The 17904-nt window shown below is 62.0% G+C and carries 18 protein-coding genes; 6 read left to right on the top strand and 12 right to left on the bottom strand.

Going from position 1 to position 17904, the window contains the following annotated elements; all coding sequences use genetic code 11:
• The 6 genes from ACFQ95_RS25380 to ACFQ95_RS25355 all read right to left on the bottom strand — a co-directional run.
• Positions 1–392, bottom strand: a 392-nt coding sequence (locus ACFQ95_RS25380) for an ABC transporter permease subunit (protein WP_422835663.1), incomplete at its 3' end; no start/stop codon positions are given.
• A 17-nt stretch (positions 393–409) separates the two neighbouring features.
• Positions 410–1339 carry a branched-chain amino acid ABC transporter permease gene (locus ACFQ95_RS25375; RefSeq protein WP_422835661.1) on the bottom strand — a complete coding sequence of 310 codons (930 nt, stop codon included), beginning with the start codon at positions 1337–1339 and terminating at the stop codon, positions 410–412.
• A gap of 336 nt (positions 1340–1675) precedes the next feature.
• Positions 1676–2980 carry a replication-associated recombination protein A gene (locus ACFQ95_RS25370; protein WP_422835659.1) on the bottom strand — a complete coding sequence of 435 codons (1305 nt, stop codon included), beginning with the start codon at positions 2978–2980 and terminating at the stop codon, positions 1676–1678.
• A 21-nt stretch (positions 2981–3001) separates the two neighbouring features.
• On the bottom strand, positions 3002–3652 hold the full coding sequence (gene lolA, locus ACFQ95_RS25365; RefSeq protein ID WP_422835657.1) for an outer membrane lipoprotein chaperone LolA: 651 nt from the start codon (positions 3650–3652) through the stop codon (positions 3002–3004).
• Between the two features lie 46 nt (positions 3653–3698).
• Entirely contained in the window at positions 3699–6038 is a 2340-nt protein-coding gene (locus ACFQ95_RS25360) for a DNA translocase FtsK (RefSeq protein ID WP_422835655.1), read from the bottom strand.
• 148 nt (positions 6039–6186) lie between these two features.
• Complete coding sequence (locus ACFQ95_RS25355) at positions 6187–6861, bottom strand: Crp/Fnr family transcriptional regulator (protein WP_422835653.1); 675 nt, start codon at positions 6859–6861, stop codon at positions 6187–6189.
• A 163-nt stretch (positions 6862–7024) separates the two neighbouring features.
• Here ACFQ95_RS25355 and trxB point away from each other — a divergent pair, with 163 nt between their 5' ends.
• A complete protein-coding gene (trxB, locus tag ACFQ95_RS25350) occupies positions 7025–7981 on the top strand; it encodes a thioredoxin-disulfide reductase (RefSeq protein ID WP_422835651.1) in 957 nt (318 codons plus the stop codon).
• An 81-nt stretch (positions 7982–8062) separates the two neighbouring features.
• On the opposite strand, the gene ACFQ95_RS25345 is transcribed toward trxB, so the two are convergent.
• Genes ACFQ95_RS25345 through surE form a run of 4 tightly spaced genes read right to left on the bottom strand, consistent with a single transcriptional unit; the run spans position 8063 to position 11864 of the window.
• Positions 8063–9247 (bottom strand): sigma-70 family RNA polymerase sigma factor, encoded by a 1185-nt coding sequence (locus ACFQ95_RS25345; RefSeq protein WP_422835649.1) that lies wholly within the window; start codon positions 9245–9247, stop codon positions 8063–8065.
• A gap of 7 nt (positions 9248–9254) precedes the next feature.
• On the bottom strand, positions 9255–10190 hold the full coding sequence (locus tag ACFQ95_RS25340) for a peptidoglycan DD-metalloendopeptidase family protein (RefSeq protein WP_422835647.1): 936 nt from the start codon (positions 10188–10190) through the stop codon (positions 9255–9257).
• An 11-nt stretch (positions 10191–10201) separates the two neighbouring features.
• Positions 10202–11071 carry a protein-L-isoaspartate(D-aspartate) O-methyltransferase gene (locus tag ACFQ95_RS25335; protein ID WP_422835645.1) on the bottom strand — a complete coding sequence of 290 codons (870 nt, stop codon included), beginning with the start codon at positions 11069–11071 and terminating at the stop codon, positions 10202–10204.
• Between the two features lie 4 nt (positions 11072–11075).
• Positions 11076–11864 (bottom strand): 5'/3'-nucleotidase SurE, encoded by a 789-nt coding sequence (gene surE, locus ACFQ95_RS25330; RefSeq protein ID WP_422835643.1) that lies wholly within the window; start codon positions 11862–11864, stop codon positions 11076–11078.
• 95 nt (positions 11865–11959) lie between these two features.
• On the opposite strand from surE, the gene ACFQ95_RS25325 reads away from it, so the two are divergent.
• Positions 11960–12937, top strand: a complete 978-nt coding sequence (locus ACFQ95_RS25325; protein WP_422835641.1) for an NADPH:quinone oxidoreductase family protein — start codon at positions 11960–11962, stop codon at positions 12935–12937.
• An 80-nt stretch (positions 12938–13017) separates the two neighbouring features.
• Here ACFQ95_RS25325 and ACFQ95_RS25320 read toward each other — a convergent pair whose 3' ends face one another.
• Positions 13018–13788 (bottom strand): DUF4397 domain-containing protein, encoded by a 771-nt coding sequence (locus ACFQ95_RS25320; RefSeq protein ID WP_422835639.1) that lies wholly within the window; start codon positions 13786–13788, stop codon positions 13018–13020.
• A gap of 227 nt (positions 13789–14015) precedes the next feature.
• Between ACFQ95_RS25320 and ACFQ95_RS25315 the strand changes: the two genes are divergently transcribed.
• Entirely contained in the window at positions 14016–14690 is a 675-nt protein-coding gene (locus ACFQ95_RS25315; protein ID WP_422835637.1) for a glutathione S-transferase, read from the top strand.
• A 41-nt stretch (positions 14691–14731) separates the two neighbouring features.
• Complete coding sequence (locus ACFQ95_RS25310; RefSeq protein WP_422835635.1) at positions 14732–15307, top strand: SRPBCC family protein; 576 nt, start codon at positions 14732–14734, stop codon at positions 15305–15307.
• A gap of 7 nt (positions 15308–15314) precedes the next feature.
• Here ACFQ95_RS25310 and gcvA read toward each other — a convergent pair whose 3' ends face one another.
• Positions 15315–16211, bottom strand: coding sequence for a transcriptional regulator GcvA (gene gcvA, locus ACFQ95_RS25305; RefSeq protein WP_422835633.1), 897 nt, complete (start codon positions 16209–16211; stop codon positions 15315–15317).
• A gap of 227 nt (positions 16212–16438) precedes the next feature.
• Between gcvA and ACFQ95_RS25300 the strand changes: the two genes are divergently transcribed.
• A complete protein-coding gene (locus ACFQ95_RS25300; protein WP_422835631.1) occupies positions 16439–17326 on the top strand; it encodes an amino acid ABC transporter substrate-binding protein in 888 nt (295 codons plus the stop codon).
• A partial coding sequence (locus ACFQ95_RS25295; protein WP_422835629.1) for an aminotransferase class I/II-fold pyridoxal phosphate-dependent enzyme occupies positions 17323–17904 on the top strand: 582 nt, incomplete at its 3' end. The genes ACFQ95_RS25300 and ACFQ95_RS25295, both read left to right, overlap by 4 nt.

Genomic DNA, 17904 nt, shown 5'->3' with positions numbered 1-17904 from the left:
ATGGCGAGGTAGTCGCCGCGCAGCTTGAGTGTGGGCGCGCCCAGCAGAATGCCAAACAAACCCGCCAGCCCGGCCCCTAGCGGCACGATGAGCCACAGCGGCGAATGCAGGCCGTTGGGGAACATGGCGGCAAAAGCCGGGAAGGCATCGCTCAGTTGCGGCGAGGCCATCAGCGCATACATGTAGGCGCCCACGGCAAAAAACGCCACAAAGCCCAGGTCGAGCAGGCCGGCAAAGCCGACCACGATGTTCAGCCCCAGCGACAGCAACACGTAGAGCAGCGCCATGTCGGCAATCCGCACCCAGGCGTTGCCGAAGTTTTGCAGGATCAGCGGCAGAATGAAAAGCCCGACGGCCAGAAAGGCCAGCTTCAGATTTTTACTTTGGTTCATGTTCAAAGACTCCCGCATCAGGCACGGTCGGCCACACGCTCACCCAGCAAGCCGGAAGGACGCAAGGTCAAGACGAAGATCAGCACGATGAAGGCGAAGATGTCGGAGTAATGGCTACCCAACACACCACCGGTCAGGGTGCCGATGTAACCCGCGCCAATGGCTTCGATCAGGCCCAGCAAGATGCCGCCGAGTACCGCGCCGCCCAGGTTGCCAATGCCGCCGAACACGGCTGCCGTGAAGGCCTTGAGGCCGGGCAGGAAGCCCATGGTGTGTTGCACCGTGCCGTAGTTGGAGGCGTACATCACGCCGGCGATGGCGGCCAGGATGGCGCCGATGATGAAGGTCGCGGAAATCACCATGTCGGGCTTCACACCCATCAGGGCGGCGACGCGTGGGTTTTCTGCCGTGGCGCGCATGGCGCGGCCGAGCTTGGTGAAGTTCACCACCCACATCAGCACCGCCAGAGACACTGCCGTCAAACCCAGGATGAGGATTTGTGTGGGCGTGATCACTGCGCCACCGATGTTGTAGGGCGCGCTAGGCAATAGGGTCGGATACGGTTTGTAGTTGGGCTTCCAGATGATCATGGCCAGCGTCTGCAGCAAGATCGACATGCCGATGGCGGTGATCAAGGGTGCCAGCTTGGGGCTGTTGCGCAGCGGCCGGTAGGCCACTTTTTCAATCACGAAGTTCAGCGCGGCAGCCACCACGCAGGCGATGATCAGCGCCAGGAACAAGATCAACCAACCGGGTGCGCCGGGCATGCCGTCTTTCATCAGACCGATGACGGTCCAACTGGTGAGCGCGCCCACCATCAACACTTCTCCGTGCGCAAAGTTGATCAGGTTAATGATCCCGTACACCATGGTGTAGCCCAAGGCTATCAAGGCATACATGCTGCCCAGGACCAGACCGTTGATGATCTGCTGTAGCAAGATATCCATAAAAAATTACTCCGGGTTTAATTCAGTGCCAGCAGACTGACCTGAACCCTCAAGCACCCAGGGGCATTTGAAGACTCGCGTCAGGCCGTTGTGACCAGCCTCTCTAACTAGCAAAAAACCCGCCAGGTCTGTGGTTTGGCGGGTTCGGGCGGATTGTAGCTAGCGCCGAAAGGTGTCCCACCTAGGGAACAGACGGGGTTTTCCCTGTTGAAGCACTCAAATGAGTTGTTTGTTGCACCCATAAGGTGTCTTAATGAATAAACCCGTTGCAGGCCGCGCACTTATCTCGGAATCGGCGCCAGACACCTAGGCGACAGATCGGCGGTTTTTGACCGCTCAGCCGCCGCCGGCCTCGTCGTCCAGCTTGCGCAAGAAGGCCAATTTTTCGCCTATCTTGCTCTCCAGCCCACGCGGTACAGGCTGGTACCAGCCCGGCTGGTCTAGACCATCTGGCAGATAGGTTTCGCCCGCCGCATAGGCATGCGGCTCATCGTGTGCATAACGGTAGGCGTGGCCATAACCCAGCTCCTTCATGAGCTTGGTGGGCGCGTTGCGCAGGTGCACCGGCACCTCGCGGCTCTTGTCCTGCTTCACAAAGGCACGCGCCTGGTTGTAGGCGTTGTAGCCGGCGTTGCTTTTGGCAGCAACGGCCAGGTAGATGACGGCCTGCCCCAGCGCCAGCTCGCCCTCCGGGCTGCCCAGGCGCTCGTAGGTGAGTGCGGCGTCGTTGGCAATCTGCATGGCGCGTGGGTCGGCCAGGCCTATGTCCTCCCAGGCCATGCGCACAATGCGCCGCGACAGGTAACGCGGGTCGGCGCCACCGTCCAGCATGCGGCATAACCAATACAGCGCGCCGTCAGGGTTGGAGCCGCGCACCGACTTGTGCAGCGCCGAAATCTGGTCGTAGAAGTTGTCGCCACCCTTGTCGAAACGGCGCGCGTTCAGGCTCAGCGCGTTCTGCACAAAGTCGGCATTGATGTGGGTCACACCGGCCGCGCCCGCAGCAGTCTGGCATTGCTCCAGCAGGTTCAGGAAGCGGCGCGCATCCCCATCGGCATAACCCACGAGGGTATTGCTGGCGGCGTCGTCAAAGCTTAAATCACCCAGCGCTTTTTCCTGGGCGCGGGCCAGCAGCAGCTTCAGTTCGTCGTCGGTCAAGGACTTGAGCACATAGACCTGCGCACGCGACAACAGCGCCGAGTTCACTTCAAACGATGGGTTTTCCGTCGTCGCACCGATGAAGGTGACCAGTCCGCTCTCGGCATACGGCAGTAGCGCATCCTGCTGAGACTTGTTGAAGCGGTGGATCTCGTCCACGAACAAGATCGTCGCCTGCCCTTGCGAGAGGTATTGCTGCGCCTGCTCCATGGCTGCGCGGATGTCTTTGACGCCGGAAAACACCGCCGACAAAGCGATGAACTGGCAGTCAAAAGCCTGCGCCGTGAGCCGCGCCAGCGTGGTTTTGCCTACGCCCGGCGGGCCCCACAGAATCATCGAATGTGGTTTGCCCGACTGGAACGCCAGCTTCAGCGGTTTGCCCGGCCCGAGCAGGTGCGACTGGCCTATCACTTCGTCCAATGTTTTCGGGCGCAGGGCCTCGGCCAACGGGGCCACGGGTGCGGTGGCGAACAGATCGGACATGGGACTAAATCATCCAGCGTTTCAAGGCTTCAGCACATCGGCGCCAGCGGGGGCTTTGAACTGAAACACTTCGGCCGCCAGCTTGGGGTTGCTTTCAAACTGGCGGAAGGTGATGACCGAGCGCTGGCCGAAACCATCCAGAATATCCAGCACCGCCAGGCGGCTGCCCTCAAAGCCCACACGCACGTTCTGCACCTGGGTGTCTTTGGCTTTGGGTGTGGCCTGTACCCACTGCAGGCCGTCGGCATCCGGCGCCGCGACCAGGTTGAAGTCGGCGCGCAAGGCTTGTAGATCGGGCGTGCTGGCCAGCAGCGCAGCGGGTGTGCTGCCCAATACCTTGTCCTGCGCGCGCTGGGTGACCTGGTTCAGGTCAGCGTCATACAGCCACAGCGTTTTGCCGTCGGCCACAATGGTTTGCTCAAACGGTTTTTTGTAGACGAAGCGAAATTTGTTCGGCCGTTGAAACTCGAATTGCCCGCTGGAAGTCTTGCTGCGCGCGACCTGGCCATCTTTGGGCGGAGAGGTCACGACCTGGCTGAAGTCGGCGCGGCCGGACTGCGTGCCCTTCATGAAATCTTCCAAGCTTTTAAGGCCGTCTGCGCTTGCCAGCTGTACGGTGCCAGCTATCAAAATAGCAAAAAAAACACGGCGCGGGAAAACAGGGTATTGCATGGCTTCTCCAGAGGCACGGCACACTTGAAAGTGTGCCGCACGGTGTTTACTCGCTGCGCGGGGGCACCAGCACTTCGCGCTGGCCGTTGGAGCTCAAGGCGCTGATCAGGCCGGCTTTTTCCATGTCTTCGAGCAGGCGTGCCGAGCGGTTGTAGCCAATGCGCAGTTTGCGCTGCACGTAGGAGATGCTGGCCTTGCGGTCTTTCAACACCACTTCCACGGCCTGGTCATACATCGGGTCTTTCTCGCCGCTGTCGCCATCGGCATCACCATCCGAGCCGCCCTCGCCATCCACGGTGCCGCCTTCGAGCACACCTTCGATGTAGTCCGGCTCGCCTTGGGTCTTGAGGTAATTCACCACGCGGTGCACCTCTTCGTCGCTGACAAATGCGCCGTGTACACGGATAGGCAAACCCGTGCCGCTGGCCATGTAGAGCATGTCACCCATGCCCAGCAGCGCCTCGGCGCCCATTTGGTCGAGGATGGTGCGGCTGTCGATCTTGGAACCCACGGAGAACGCGATACGTGTGGGGATGTTGGCCTTGATCAGGCCGGTGATCACGTCCACGCTGGGGCGCTGGGTGGCCAGAATCAGGTGGATGCCCGCGGCCCGCGCCTTTTGAGCCAGGCGCGCAATCAGCTCTTCTATCTTCTTGCCAACAACCATCATCAGGTCGGCCAACTCGTCGATCACCACCACGATGTGGGGCTGGCGTTGCAGCGGTTCGGGCTCGTCCGGCGTGAGGCTGAACGGGTTGTAGATGAATTCTTCACGCGCCTTGGCTTCGTCGATCTTGGCGTTGTAGCCAGCCAGGTTGCGCACGCCCAGCTTGCTCATGAGCTTGTAGCGGCGCTCCATCTCGGCCACACACCAGTTCAGGCCGTGCGCCGCTTGTTTCATGTCGGTGACCACGGGGGCCAGCAAATGCGGAATGCCTTCATAGACCGACATTTCCAGCATCTTCGGATCGATCATCAGCATACGCACGTCACGCGCCTCGGCTTTGTAGAGCAGCGACAGGATCATGGCGTTGATCCCCACCGACTTACCCGAGCCGGTGGTACCGGCCACCAAGACGTGCGGCATCTTGCCCAGGTCGGCGACGATGGGGTTGCCGACAATGTCTTTGCCCAGGCCCATGGTGAGCATGGACTTGGCCTCGTGGTAGACCGAAGAACCCAGGATTTCGGACAAACGGATCGACTGGCGTTTGGCGTTGGGCAGCTCCAGCGCCATGTAGTTCTTGCCGGGAATGGTTTCCACCACCCGAATCGACACCAGGCTCAAGCTGCGCGCCAGGTCTTTCGCCAGGCCAACGATCTGCGAGCCTTTGACACCCGTGGCGGGCTCGATCTCATAACGGGTGATCACCGGCCCCGGCGAAGCCAGCACCACGCGCACTTCGACACCGAAGTCTTTCAACTTCTTCTCTATCATGCGGCTGGTCATCTCCAGCGTCTCGGGGGCCACGGTTTCCTGGCGTGCCTGCGCCGAGTCGAGCAAATCAACCTGCGGCAGCTTGGAGTCGGGCAGCTCGCTGAACAGCGGCTTCTGGCGCTCCTTGGCGACGCGCTGGCTCTTGGGTGGTTCGACCAGCACCGGCTCGATCAACACCGGCGTGGGGTGATGGGCTTCAATTTCCACGCGTTCTTCGCTCACCACCACTTGACGCTCACGCGCGGCTTTTTTGCCGACCTCAAGGTCTTGCGCCACTTCACGTTTCTCGCGCCGGGTTTCGATCAGCGCATGGGCTCGCGCGCCCAGGCTCTCGGCCACTTGGCCCCAGGAGAAACGGAACACCGCCGACAGGCCCACCAGGCCCAAGACGATCCACACCAGGCCAGACCCGGCAAACCCGAGCCACTTGCTGCTGAAGGGGCCCACCACATAACCCAGCACACCACCGCCCTGCCCTGGCAGATAGGATTCCAGCCGATAAAGGCGCGTCCATTCCAGCGACGTGCTAGCGCACAGCAGCAACACCAGGCCACACCAGAAGGCGGCACGGGTTTCCAGCCAATGGACTTCTTCTCCCTTGCCGTTTTTCGGCAAGGCATCCGCACCACGCATCCAGTCGGCCAGCGTGGCCAGCCAAAAACGCAAACCGGCGGCAAAACACCACCAGACAGAGAAACCAAACAAAAAGTAGCTGAGATCGGCCACCCAGGCGCCAAGCCGGCCGGCCCAGTTGCGTACCTCGGCCACCTGGCCCGTGGTCGACCAAGCGGCATCTTGTGGGCTGTAGCTGAACATGGCCAGCAGCCAGAACACCAGGGCCAGCAGCCCGAGGATCAAACCAATCTCGCGCACAAAGCGGCGCACCCCGCTGCGCAGCGGGGACGAGACGGGACCAGAAGAATTGAGAGTGTTAAGCGAGTAAGTCATGGGCAATGAATGCACCCAAGCTTAACGCATTGAACAGCCGACTTGATCGCTACAGCGCGCAAACCAACTGTAAGTGGCTGTTGCGCTCAGGCCTTTGCATCGCCCGCCGACTCCACCAGGGGCATGGCGGGCACTTCAGCCCCAAGAGTCAGGTCAGTGTGCCCAGCACCGATTTCAGTGCCATGGAGCCGTTGTCACGGCTCTGGATGTAACCACGCTCTTCCAGATCCTTCATCACCCGGCTGACCATTTCGCGCGAGGCGCCGACCATTTTGGCCACATCCTGGCGCGAAATCTTCTCGCGTATGACCATATGGCCTTCTGCGTCGGGGCCGGCTTGCTCCAGCAGTACGTGGGCCACGCGGCCATAAACGTCCATCAGCGCCAGCGATTCGATTTTCTGGTCGGCGCGGCGCAAACGTTTCACCAGCCCCGTCATCACCGCACGCGCCATGGCCGCGTTTTCGCTCAGGCAATGCTCGAATTCCGGGCGGCCCAGCATCAGGCAGTCGGTAGGGCTTTCGGTGAGCACGGTGGCGGAGTGCGGCTCGTTGTCGATCAAGCTCATCTCACCGATGTAATCGCCGGTTTGCAATGTCGCCAAAATCACCTCGCGCCCCCGCGCATCGGTCGTGAGCACGCGCGCACGGCCACTGAGCACGATGAACAAGGCGTTGGATTTGCGGCCTTGTTCGACAATGATTTCACCGCGTTTGAATTTTTGTTTAATGACGGCTCGCGCAACCACCTCTGCTTGCTCCGGCGTCATCATCGAAAACAGGGGCACACGCAGCAGCAGATCCAGATTTGACAACATCGACATCAAAAATCCTTCCTTAGGCCCCATCTAGGGGTGGGTGATTACAAACAAGGCAAAATTCCCTCCAAGGGTAACCACGCACGTGTAGCGTCATGGCTTGAAGTTTTGTAACCAGACGCAAACTGTACACGGCAACCCACGAATTCAACTACAGGTTTTTTTAACAATGTCAGCCACCAAACACGCCAAGGTCCTCATTCTCGGCTCCGGCCCCGCCGGTTACACCGCGGCGGTTTATGCCGCACGTGCCAACCTCGATCCAGTGCTGATCACCGGCATCGCCCAGGGCGGCCAACTGATGACCACCACCGAAGTCGACAACTGGCCGGCCGATGTGGCGGGTGTGCAAGGTCCAGAATTGATGCAGCGCTTTCAGGAGCATGCCGAGCGCTTCAAGACGGAAATCATCTTTGACCACATCAACGAGGTCGACTTCAGCCAGCGCCCGTTCCGCCTCAAGGGGGATAGCGGCAGCTACACCTGCGACGCGTTGATTCTGTGCACCGGCGCCTCGGCCCAATACCTGGGCCTGGAATCGGAAAGCGCTTTCATGGGCCGCGGTGTATCCGGTTGCGCCACTTGCGACGGCTTCTTCTACCGCGAGCAAGAGGTTTGCGTGGTCGGCGGCGGCAATACCGCCGTGGAAGAGGCGTTGTACTTGTCCAACATCGCCAGCAAGGTCACACTGATACACCGCCGCGACAAGTTCAAGGCCGAAGCCATTCTGGTCGACAAGCTGATGGAAAAAGTGGCCGCCGGCAAGATCGAGCTGCAACTGTTCCACACCCTGCAAGAAGTACTGGGTGACGCCTCCGGCGTGACCGGTGTGCGCCTGCAGAACACACAAGACGGCAGCACCAAAGACATTGCCGTGCACGGCTGCTTCATCGCCATTGGCCACAAACCCAATACCGACATCTTCCAGGGCCAACTGGAGATGAAAGACGGCTACATCGTGACACGCTCGGGCCTGCAAGGCCTGGCCACCATGACCAGTGTGCCGGGCGTGTTTGCCGCGGGCGACGTGCAGGACCACATCTACCGCCAAGCCATCACCAGCGCTGGCACCGGCTGCATGGCCGCTTTGGACGCACAGCGTTTCCTGGAAAAAGGCGTCTCCTAAAACCCGGAAGAAGCCCGCAAGGCTTCTACAGCCTAGGCCAAGGCCTGCGCACCCCGCGTGCGCAGGCCTTTTTCATGTGCGTCAAAACAAAGCGTCTTTGCCTATGCCATTGCGCCCCAGGTGCACGCGCAATTTGCGTAGCGCCTCCACCTGGATCTGGCGCACCCGTTCACGCGTCAGTCCCAAGCGCTCGCTCAGCACCTCCAGGGTTTCGGGTTCGCGGTCATGCAGGCCATAACGCGCATCCAACACCTCGCGCTCGCGCACCGACAACATGCCAACCCACTGGTCGAGCAAGTGCCCGACCTCGTGATCGTGCGTCGTGGTGGAGGGGTCGACGGCGTTTTCATCGGGCAGCGAATCTCCGATGTTGCTGCCGTCTTCGGCACGGTCCAGCGAGGCGTCTAGCGAACGTGGCGTTTCGGCCAGCGCCAGCAGATCCGCCACCACGTGTGGATCGCGGCCCAGCAGGCTGGCCACGTCCTCCACACGTACGCCCTCGGGGCGCAGCGCCGAAAAGGCCGAATCGTTCTCCAAGGTGCGGCGAGCGCGCAGCACCTGCTGCAGCTCACGCACCACATGCACCGGCAGGCGAATCGCCCGGCCTTGGTTCATCACCGCACGCTCTACCGCCTGCCGTATCCACCAGGTGGCATAGGTGGAAAAACGAAAGCCCCGCTCCGGTTCGAACTTGTCGATGGCGTGCATCAGCCCCAGGTTGCCCTCTTCGATCAAGTCGCTCAGCGGCACACCTCGGCCCAGGTAGAACTTGGCGATGCTCACCACCAAGCGCAGGTTGTGTTCGATCATGGCCTGGCGCGCCGCAAAGTCGCCGCCGCGCGCGCGCGTCGCCATCTCGAATTCTTCTGTGGGGGTGAACAGCGTGGTGCGGCGCACATCGCGCAAGTATTTGGTGAGGATGTCGCCACCGTCCCCGGCCGCAGCAGAGGCGCTGGAAACCGCGTCCAAACCGTCGCCACTGCGCGTCGACGAGCCCGCGTTGCGCTTGTGCGGCAGCGGCGGGAAGGCTGCAGGCTCGAGCAACTCGCTCGCAGGGTGACTGGCCAAGGCCGCGATCTCGGCTAAAGCAGCCGCGTCCGGTTCGGCAAAGGGGGCGGGGTCTGGTGGATCAGAAAGATCGGTGGGATCAGCTGCGCCTGCTGCATCCGTCGGTGGGCTGGGCTTTGCTGCTTTCGCAGGCCCAGGCACCGGAGCACCCAACGCGTCCAAGTCCATTTTCTGGCCGGCGGCGTTGGGTTTTTTCATGCTGCTCCTACCTCGCGGGCAGGTACTTGGCCGGATCGACCGGCTTGCCCTGGCGACGGATTTCAAAATGCAGCTTCACGCGGTCGGCGTCGGTGCTGCCCATTTCGGCCACCTTCTGGCCCTTGCGCACGGTTTGGTCATCTTTGACCAACAGAGTCTGGTTGTGTGCGTAGGCGGTAAGAAAAGTGTTGTTGTGTTTCAGGATGATGAGGTTGCCGTAACCACGCAGGCCGGCACCGGCATAGACCACACGTCCATCGGCTGCGGCCAGCACCGGGTCACCGGCTTTGCCACCCAGATCAAGGCCTTTGTTCTTGGCTTCGTCGAAGCCATTCAACAGGGCGCCGCTCACGGGCCAGATGAAGGCCACGTCATCGGCGCCGGCGGAAGCGGCTGGTGCCGACGAGGCTGGCGCAGGCTTGGCAGCTGCGGCAGCACTGGCCGCACCGGCGTTGGCGGCGGCCGCAGCCGAAGCCGCCGATGCAGCAGCCGTGGCCGTTGCGGCCCCCGAGGATGCAGCCGATGCAGCAGTGACCGTGGACGACGTGACCGGGCGCGTCACCACACCGTTGTCACCGCTGGGCGTCGCGCCTGGGGTGACCACGCGCAGCACCTGGCCGACTTCGATGATGTTCGGATTTTCGAGATTGTTCCAACGGGCGATGTCACGCCAGCTTTGGCCGTTGTCCAGGCCGATGCGGATCAGCGTGTCGCCCGGCTTGACGGTGTAGTAGCCAGGACGGCCAGCGTTTTCAGCACCGGGCAGTGGCTTCGCAGGCGTGACCTCGGTGGCGCCCGTTTCGCCATTGGCAGACGAGTAGGTGCCGCGCTCTTCTATAGGCGCTGTGCGCCGCGCATTGTTTGAAAACGAACATCCCGCCAACCCTGCGACCACTGCCAGCAACAAGCCGGTTTTCCACCCTTGACCACGCAAACCAACCATGAGTAATTCCTTCAAGCAATGCCTGATTTTAAGGGGACAAAGTGAACCGCCTCGAGCACCTGCTGGTGCAGGCCCTGTGCGCTGCGGTCTATCACCACCAGCGCCTGCTGCCCGCCATGGGTGACGGTGGGCGCCACCAGCCGCCCGCCCACGGCCAGCTGTTCCAGCCAGGCCTGTGGCACGGCTTCACCGCCGGCCGCAGAGATGATGCCCGCATAAGGCCCGCCCTTGGGGTAGCCCAACATGCCGTCGCCCAGCAGCAGATGCACATTGGCGAGTTTGAACGGACGCAGGTTGGCACGCGCCTTTTCGTGCAGGCCGCGGAGCCGCTCTATGCTGTAGACCTCGCGCACCAGTTCGGCCAGCACCGCCGCCTGGTAGCCGCAGCCGGTGCCGATTTCCAGCACACGCGTCAACGGTCCACGGCTGGCCAGTTCGGACTGCAGCAGCAGCTCTATCATGCGCGCCACCACATTCGGCTTGGAAATCGTCTGGCCCAGGCCAATCGGCAAGCTGGTGTCTTCGTAGGCCTGGTTGACCAGCGCGGTATCCACAAAGCGGTGGCGCTCCACCGTGCCAATCGCCTGCAGCACGGCCTTGGAGCTGATGCCGGTATTCGCCAGGTGCTGTGCCAGGCGTGCGCGCATGGCGGCAGAGTCCATGCCAAAGCCGCGCGGCGCCAGCGACGACGCCATGGGCGCCAAGGCCACCGCGCTGGCGGTATTGGTTTTTTTCAAGGGATTCAAGCCGTTAACGCCTGCTGCAGTTGCGGGAACCGCTCTCGTTTTAGGAGTGGGTGCAGGGGTGACGGTTTTGCCAGTCGGTTTGCCCGAATGCAGGTCGATACGGGCGGGGAAGCTGGGGCGCTGGGGTGCTGTCATGCCGTCACGCGCCTTGGGCCTCGTCGGCCGGTTTGTCGCCCACCAATTGCGCCGCCGTCTGCGCCCAATAACGCAGGTGTTCGTGGTCGGTGAGGTCAACCTGCAGCGGCGTCATGGCCACATGGCCCAGCGTGGTGGCGTGGAAATCGGTGCCGTCGGCATCGTCTTTCACCGGGCCGGCGTCGCCAATCCAGTACATGGTTTCGCCGCGCGGGCTGTTCATGGTGATGACTTTTTCGGCCGCGTGGCGGCGGCCCAACCGGCACACCTTCATGGGCTTGATGTCGGCATAAGGCAAATTGGGAATGTTCACGTTCAGCAGCCAGGGCTGTGCGCCCACCAGTTGCTGCTGCAGCATGCGCTGCACCATCTCGCGCGCCACCCGGGCGGCGTCGTCAATATGCTCCCAGCCGCGTTTGGTTTGCGAAAAGGCAATCGCCGGCACACCAAACAAATAACCTTCCATGGCGGCGCCCACGGTGCCGGAGTAGATGGTGTCGTCGCCCATGTTGGCGCCGTTGTTGATGCCGGAGACCACCAGATCGGGCCGATAGCCCAGCAAACCCGTGAGTGCGATGTGCACACAGTCTGCGGGTGTGCCGTTGATGTAGCGAAAGCCGTTGTGCGCCGTGTGCACATACAGCGGCGCCGCCAGCGTGAGTGCGTTCGATTTGGCGCTGTTGTTGTGTTCCGGCGCGACCACTTCGACTTCGGCCACGTCTTTCAGGGCTTCGTACAGTGCGACGATGCCGGGTGCCTGGTAGCCGTCGTCGTTGGAGATGAGGATTTTCATGAGCAACGGGCATTGTAGGTGGGGCCTATGATGAACACATGAACCTTTGAGAACCCCCGACGCCAACTACTGACGCCACAGACTGGAGACCTCTTATGCACGCCTGGTTATGCGAAAACCCCATCGGCGTAGACGCCCTCACGTGGAAAGAAATTCCCGCCCCTGAGCCCGGGCCGGACGAGGTGCGCATCGCCATCAAGGCGGCGAGCCTGAACTACCCCGACCTGCTGATCGTGCAGAACAAATACCAACTCAAGCCGCCACTGCCGTTTGTGCCCGGTGCCGAGTTTGCCGGCGTGGTGGAGGCCGTGGGCGCCAACGTGCGCCAGTTGCACCCCGGGCAAAACGTCGTCACGCTCACCGGCACTGGCGGCTTTGGCAGCCATGCCATCGCACCTGCCGCCGTGTGCATGCCGCTGCCCGATGGCTTTCCGTTTGCCGATGCCGCCGCCTTCACCATGACCTACGCCACCTCGCACCACGCGCTGGTGGACCGCGCCCAACTCAAAGCCGGAGAAACCGTGCTGGTGCTGGGGGCCGCAGGCGGCGTCGGCACTTCGGCCATACAGATTGCCAAGGCCGTGGGAGCCCGTGTGATCGCCGCGGCGTCGACCGATGAAAAGTGCGCCTTCTGCAAAACGCTGGGCGCCGACGCCAGCATCAACTACAGCCGCGAAAATCTACGCGATGCACTCAAGGCGCTGACCGAAGGCAAAGGCCCCGACGTGATTTACGACCCGGTCGGCGGCGACCTGGCCGAGCCGGCATTTCGCTCCATCGCCTGGCGCGGGCGTTACCTGGTCGTGGGGTTTGCGGGCGGCGCCATTCCGGCCCTGCCCTTCAACCTGGCCTTGCTCAAAGGTGCCTCGGTGGTGGGCGTGTTCTGGGGCGGCTTTGCCAAACAGGAACCCAAGGCGAATGCGGCCGCCATGGCGCAACTGGTGCAGTGGTATCTTGCCGGGCGCATCAAGCCGGCTATCCACGCCACGTTGGCCATGGCCGATCTGCCCAAGGCATATGCCTTGCTGAATGGCCGTGCGGTGTTGGGCAAGCTCGTCTTGGTGAACGACTAAGTTGAGCACAAAAAAAGGCCCGCCCAGCGAAACGCCGAGAGGGCCCAAAGAGGGGAACAAAAGCGCTTGATTGGTTTGACTTAGAGCGCGTTAGGAACTTCTTCCGAGGTACTGGCCGCATCGTTGGCCTTCACCAACAATACCTTCAGGTCCAACGGCGTCAACGAATCAGGCAGCAGCGTGACGATCCAGTCGCCGTTGTCTGGCGAAGTAATGGGCGCACGGAACACCGGAACCTTGGAGCCAGCCACCGTGATGGTCAACCAATAAGCGTGGTTGCCCCCGGCAAACTCGTTGGAGTCACTGCCAGACTTGGGCTCGGCCGCCTTGTAGTCCACCGAAGCAAAGTTGGGCGAGATAGCGCTGAGGTCGGCATTCGGTTCGGTCACATACACGTCTACGTCGGGCGCGTTGAACGCGGCATTGAGCACGCGGACACGTGCGCGGTCGCTGGTCAGGCTCTTGTTGTAAGGGTCGCGGATCAACAGCACCTCGGCCCCAGAGCCCGAATCCGGCACCGCCACCAAGGTGAACTTGTTGCCACGCGTGGCCTCAAAATTTTGCTGGCCTACCGCCACATCTCCGGTCACGGTGCGCACCGACCAGGTGGCGCTGGAGGTCGAGACGTCGAAGTACTTAGACGCACCCTTGTAAGGCAAATTCGCGGCGTCGGCCTGCAATACGTTGTCGCGGTACAGCGCTACGTTCGGGGCCAGCGGCACCGCGTGCACCAGGCGCACCTTAGGGTCGGCAATGTCGACGCGGTCATCCAGGTTGTCATCGCCACCACCACCACATGCCACCAGCAATATCGGCGCACAAGCCAGAAGCAGTTTGAAAGTGTTTTTCATGTTGTCACCTTGTTCAGAATGGATGTTTTGAAGGCTTTCCGCCTATGGGCTGCGGCAAGTGGGTTCACTGTATGGACGCACGCTGCCGTGGTTTGTCGGGCATTTGGGCCAGGCCCTGTCGGTGTGCCCTGACTGTGGCGTGGGACAAGACCTGCAGGCTGCGCGGCAGGTATGCAGAGCATCCCCAGAGGTCGCACAATGCCTCTATCACTTTCCACACTTACACCATGATCACCGTTCACCACCTCAACAACTCCCGCTCGCAACGTGTGTTGTGGCTGCTCGAAGAACTAGGCATTGCCTACGAGATCAAGCATTACCAGCGCGACCCCGACACCATGCTGGCGCCGCCCGAGTTGCGCCAGGTGCACCCGCTGGGCAAGTCGCCGGTGATCACCGACGGCGACATCACCGTGGCCGAAACCGGCGCCATCATCGAGTACGTTATGGAGCGCTACGGCAATGGCCGCCTGGTACCGGCCGCAGGTTCGCCCGAGCACCTGCGCTACCGCTACTGGCTGCACTTCGCCGAGGGCTCGGCCATGCCGCCGCTGTTGCTCAAGCTGGTGTTTGAGCGCATCAAGAGCACCAGGATGCCGTTCTTCGCCAAACCCATCGCCAAGGCCATTGCCAACAAGGTGCTGGGCAGCTTGGTGGAGCCGAATCTCAAGCGCCAACTCGATTTCATCGAGGCGGAACTGCAGCGCAGCGCGTGGCTGGCCGGGGCCGAATTCAGTGCGGCCGATGTCCAGATGAGTTTTCCGCTGGAAGCCGCGCGCCAACGCGCGGGCCTGGATGCCAGCCGCCCCAAGGCCCTGGCCTGGCTGGCAAACATCCATGCACGGCCGGCCTACCAGCGTGCGCTGGAGCGCGGTGGCCCTTACAGTTTTGCAAACGACTGAAAATTTGACACCGGTGCATAAGCCACAGACAAGGAGTCACCATGTTGCGCAGAGCTTTTGCGATGTTGATGTTGCTGGCGGGATGTGTGCCTCTTTGGGGCGAGGCCACAAGCGCGGCAGCCGCCGACGACTTCACACCAGTGGCAGACAGCGATGTCCATGTGGAGCACAAAGGAAACCACTTCACGGTGGACCTGACGCTTCACACCCCAGCCCCGCTGGCGCGTGCATGGGCGGTGCTCACCGATTTCGAGCACATGGCCAGCATCATCCCCAATCTGAGCAGCAGCGAGATCATTGCGCGCGGTGAAAAAAGCCTGACGGTGCAGCAAAAAGGCGTGGCGCGGTATGGCGTTTTCTCAAGCCAGTTCGAATCCATACGCGAAATCCAGCTCAGCCCCATGGTACAGATCCGCGCCCATGGCGTGGGCGGCAACCTGCAGCGCGCCGACAGCCTGATGCAGCTCGAACCTGAAGGCACCGGCACACGCCTGACCTACCACGCCGAAGCCGAGCCCGGCTTTTGGTTCCCGCCATGGATTGGGCCAGCGCTGGTGCAACACGAAACCGCCGAGCAGTTCAACGCCCTGCTGCGCGAGATGGCCAAGCCGCCGTGAACCGGGCTCAGTGCGCAGCCGCCGCCGCACAGATCCAGTCGCGAAACGCGCGCACCAGCGGTGCCTCGGCACGCGATTCTGGGTACACCAGATAGTAGGCCTCACGACTGCTCAGGGCCTGCGGAAACAGTTGCACCAGCGTGCCCGCGGCGATTTCGGCTTCCACCAAGAACCGCGGCAACAGCGCCGCCCCCAGGCCCGACACCGCCGCTTGCGCAATCATGGAGAACTGCTCAAAACGCGGCCCGCGCAAAGCGTGTTGAACATCCACACCCACCTGCTCGAACCAGTCGGCCCATTGGCTGGGGCGCGTGGTCTGCTGCAGCAACACGGCCTTGGTCAGGTCCTGCACACGCTGGAAGCCCAACTGCACGTGATACGCCGGGCTGCACAGTGGCACCACCTGCTCGTGCATCAGAAACTCACACACGGCGCCCGCCCAATGCGGTGCGCCGAAATGAATCGCCGCATCCAGCGGCGCCTGCGCAAAGTCGAAGGGCTCGGTACGCGCGGCCATGTTGACGGTGACCTTGGGGTGCAGGCGCGCAAAGTCGCCCAGGCGCGGGATCAACCACCTGGTGCCAAAGGTGGGTAACACCGCCAGGTTCAACAGCCCATCACCTTCCACATAGGACATGGCTTTTTGCGTCGCGGCCGACAACTGCTGCAGGGCGGCACGCACGTCGGCCGCATAGACCCGCCCGGCATCCGTCAACACCACCCGCTGGCGCACACGGTGGAACAAAGCCATGCCCAGTTGCCCTTCGAGTTGGCCGATCTTGCGCGACACCGCGCTTTGGGTGAGGTGCAGTTCCTCGGCCGCACGCGAGATGCTGGTGTGGCGCGCGGCGGACTCGAACGCCTGCAGATCCGACACCGCAGGCAGGAATGTTTTACGAAACATGGTGATTCACCCCTGGAATGAACGCCATTTGCACTGCGAAAGGAAATCAAGCCTTGAACGCTCACGTGACATGCGCTAGACGCTCCTTATTTTTCTACAAGTTCATTCCATTTTCGCATCAACTGGTTCGCATTTGTCGTTATCCAAAACGACCGTCTTCGCCGATATTGGCGGGCCGTCACGGGCGATAAAGCCGATTCCCAAAACAATTCACTGGAGACAAAAACATGGCCATCACCATTCGAAAACTTGCTGCTGCCACCGCCCTGCTGGCGCTGTCGCTCAGCGCCCACACGCAGTCCACCACCGGCACGCTGGACAAGATCAAGAGCAGCGGCCGGGTCGTGCTGGGTGTGCGCGAAGCCTCGCCGCCCATGGCCTATGCGCTGGGGGCGAATGAAAAATACATCGGCTACCACGTGGAACTGTGCGAACGCGTGCTGAAGGAAATCGCGCCGAATGCCAAGCTCGAATACATGGCGGTCACCGCGCAAAACACTTTGCCGCTGGTGCAGAACGGCACACTCGACATCGGCTGCGGCCCCACCACCAACAACCTGGCGCGCCAGCAGCAGGTGGCGTTTGCGCTGACCACTTACGTGAGCGAGGTGCGCATGGCGACCAAGGTGGATTCGGGCATCACCTCGGTGGCACAACTGGCCGGGCGCACCGTGGTCGCGTCCACCGGCACCACCGCCGTGCAGTTGCTGCGCAAGCAAAACGTGCAGATCAATACCGTCATGGGCAAAGACCACAACGAGAGTTTTCTGCTGCTTGAATCTGGCCGGGCCGATGCCTTTGTGCTCGACGACAACCTGCTCGCCGGCATCATCGCCACGTCGAAAAACCCTGGCGCCTACCGCATCGTCGGAGAAGTGTTGGGCTCGGAGCCCATCGCCCTGCTGTTCCGCAAAGACGACCCGGCGTTCAAGGCCGCCGTCGATGGTGTGCTGCAGCGCCTCATGCAATCGGGCGAAATGGAGAAGATCTACAGCAAGTGGTTCATGAGCCCGATTCCGCCGCGCAACACCAGCCTGAACCTGGCCATGAGCGCCTCGCTCAAGCAGTTGATGGCCGCCCCTAACGACAAACCGCTGGAGTCTTACCTCAAATGAGCACCCCATTTGCGCCCGTCGCACCCTTCGCACCCGCGCAGCGGGTGCGCGCCATCGGTGTGTCGGAAATCCTGCGCATCACCGACCATGCCAACGCCTTGAAACGCGCCGGCCGCCCGGTGATTGTGCTGGGCGCAGGCGAGCCCGACTTCGACACGCCGCCACACATCTGCGAGGCCGCCGCACGGGCCCTGGCGCGTGGCGACACCCGCTACACCGTGCTGGACGGCAGCCCGGCCATGCGCGCAGCGGTGCAACACAAGTTTGCGCGCGACAACAAACTGGCCTTTGCGCCCAACGAAATCAGCGTAGGCGCCGGTGCCAAACAAGTGATCTTCAACGCGCTGATGGCCAGCCTCAACCCGGGTGATGAAGTCATCTTGCCGGCGCCGTTCTGGACCTCGTATGCCGACATGGTGCAGATCTGCGGCGGCGTGCCGGTGCTGCTGCCATGTAGCGAGGCGCAAGGTTTTCGCCTGAGCGCAGAGCAGTTGGATGGCGCCATCACGCCCCGCACACGCTGGCTGTTCTTGAATTCGCCTTCCAACCCCAGTGGTGCGGCCTACAGTGCGGCGCAG

Source organism: Variovorax sp. HJSM1_2, from assembly GCF_049316285.1.
In the GTDB taxonomy this organism is placed as follows: Bacteria; Pseudomonadota; Gammaproteobacteria; order Burkholderiales; family Burkholderiaceae_C; genus Rhodoferax_B.
Note: the sequence above shows the minus strand (reverse complement) of the source record. Positions and strands in the feature narration are given on the sequence as shown.

What these genes read in the sequence shown, in the direction of transcription:
- ACFQ95_RS25375 (WP_422835661.1), bottom strand. Translation starts at nt 1,339, where the DNA reads ATGGATATCTTGCTACAGCAGATCATCAACGGTCTGGTCCTGGGCAGC.
- ACFQ95_RS25370 (WP_422835659.1), bottom strand. Translation starts at nt 2,980, where the DNA reads ATGTCCGATCTGTTCGCCACCGCACCCGTGGCCCCGTTGGCCGAGGCC.
- lolA (WP_422835657.1), bottom strand. Translation starts at nt 3,652, where the DNA reads ATGCAATACCCTGTTTTCCCGCGCCGTGTTTTTTTTGCTATTTTGATA.
- ACFQ95_RS25360 (WP_422835655.1), bottom strand. Translation starts at nt 6,038, where the DNA reads ATGACTTACTCGCTTAACACTCTCAATTCTTCTGGTCCCGTCTCGTCC.
- ACFQ95_RS25355 (WP_422835653.1), bottom strand. Translation starts at nt 6,861, where the DNA reads ATGTCGATGTTGTCAAATCTGGATCTGCTGCTGCGTGTGCCCCTGTTT.
- trxB (WP_422835651.1), top strand. Translation starts at nt 7,025, where the DNA reads ATGTCAGCCACCAAACACGCCAAGGTCCTCATTCTCGGCTCCGGCCCC.
- ACFQ95_RS25345 (WP_422835649.1), bottom strand. Translation starts at nt 9,247, where the DNA reads ATGAAAAAACCCAACGCCGCCGGCCAGAAAATGGACTTGGACGCGTTG.
- ACFQ95_RS25340 (WP_422835647.1), bottom strand. Translation starts at nt 10,190, where the DNA reads ATGGTTGGTTTGCGTGGTCAAGGGTGGAAAACCGGCTTGTTGCTGGCA.
- ACFQ95_RS25335 (WP_422835645.1), bottom strand. Translation starts at nt 11,071, where the DNA reads ATGACAGCACCCCAGCGCCCCAGCTTCCCCGCCCGTATCGACCTGCAT.
- surE (WP_422835643.1), bottom strand. Translation starts at nt 11,864, where the DNA reads ATGAAAATCCTCATCTCCAACGACGACGGCTACCAGGCACCCGGCATC.
- ACFQ95_RS25325 (WP_422835641.1), top strand. Translation starts at nt 11,960, where the DNA reads ATGCACGCCTGGTTATGCGAAAACCCCATCGGCGTAGACGCCCTCACG.
- ACFQ95_RS25320 (WP_422835639.1), bottom strand. Translation starts at nt 13,788, where the DNA reads ATGAAAAACACTTTCAAACTGCTTCTGGCTTGTGCGCCGATATTGCTG.
- ACFQ95_RS25315 (WP_422835637.1), top strand. Translation starts at nt 14,016, where the DNA reads ATGATCACCGTTCACCACCTCAACAACTCCCGCTCGCAACGTGTGTTG.
- ACFQ95_RS25310 (WP_422835635.1), top strand. Translation starts at nt 14,732, where the DNA reads ATGTTGCGCAGAGCTTTTGCGATGTTGATGTTGCTGGCGGGATGTGTG.
- gcvA (WP_422835633.1), bottom strand. Translation starts at nt 16,211, where the DNA reads ATGTTTCGTAAAACATTCCTGCCTGCGGTGTCGGATCTGCAGGCGTTC.
- ACFQ95_RS25300 (WP_422835631.1), top strand. Translation starts at nt 16,439, where the DNA reads ATGGCCATCACCATTCGAAAACTTGCTGCTGCCACCGCCCTGCTGGCG.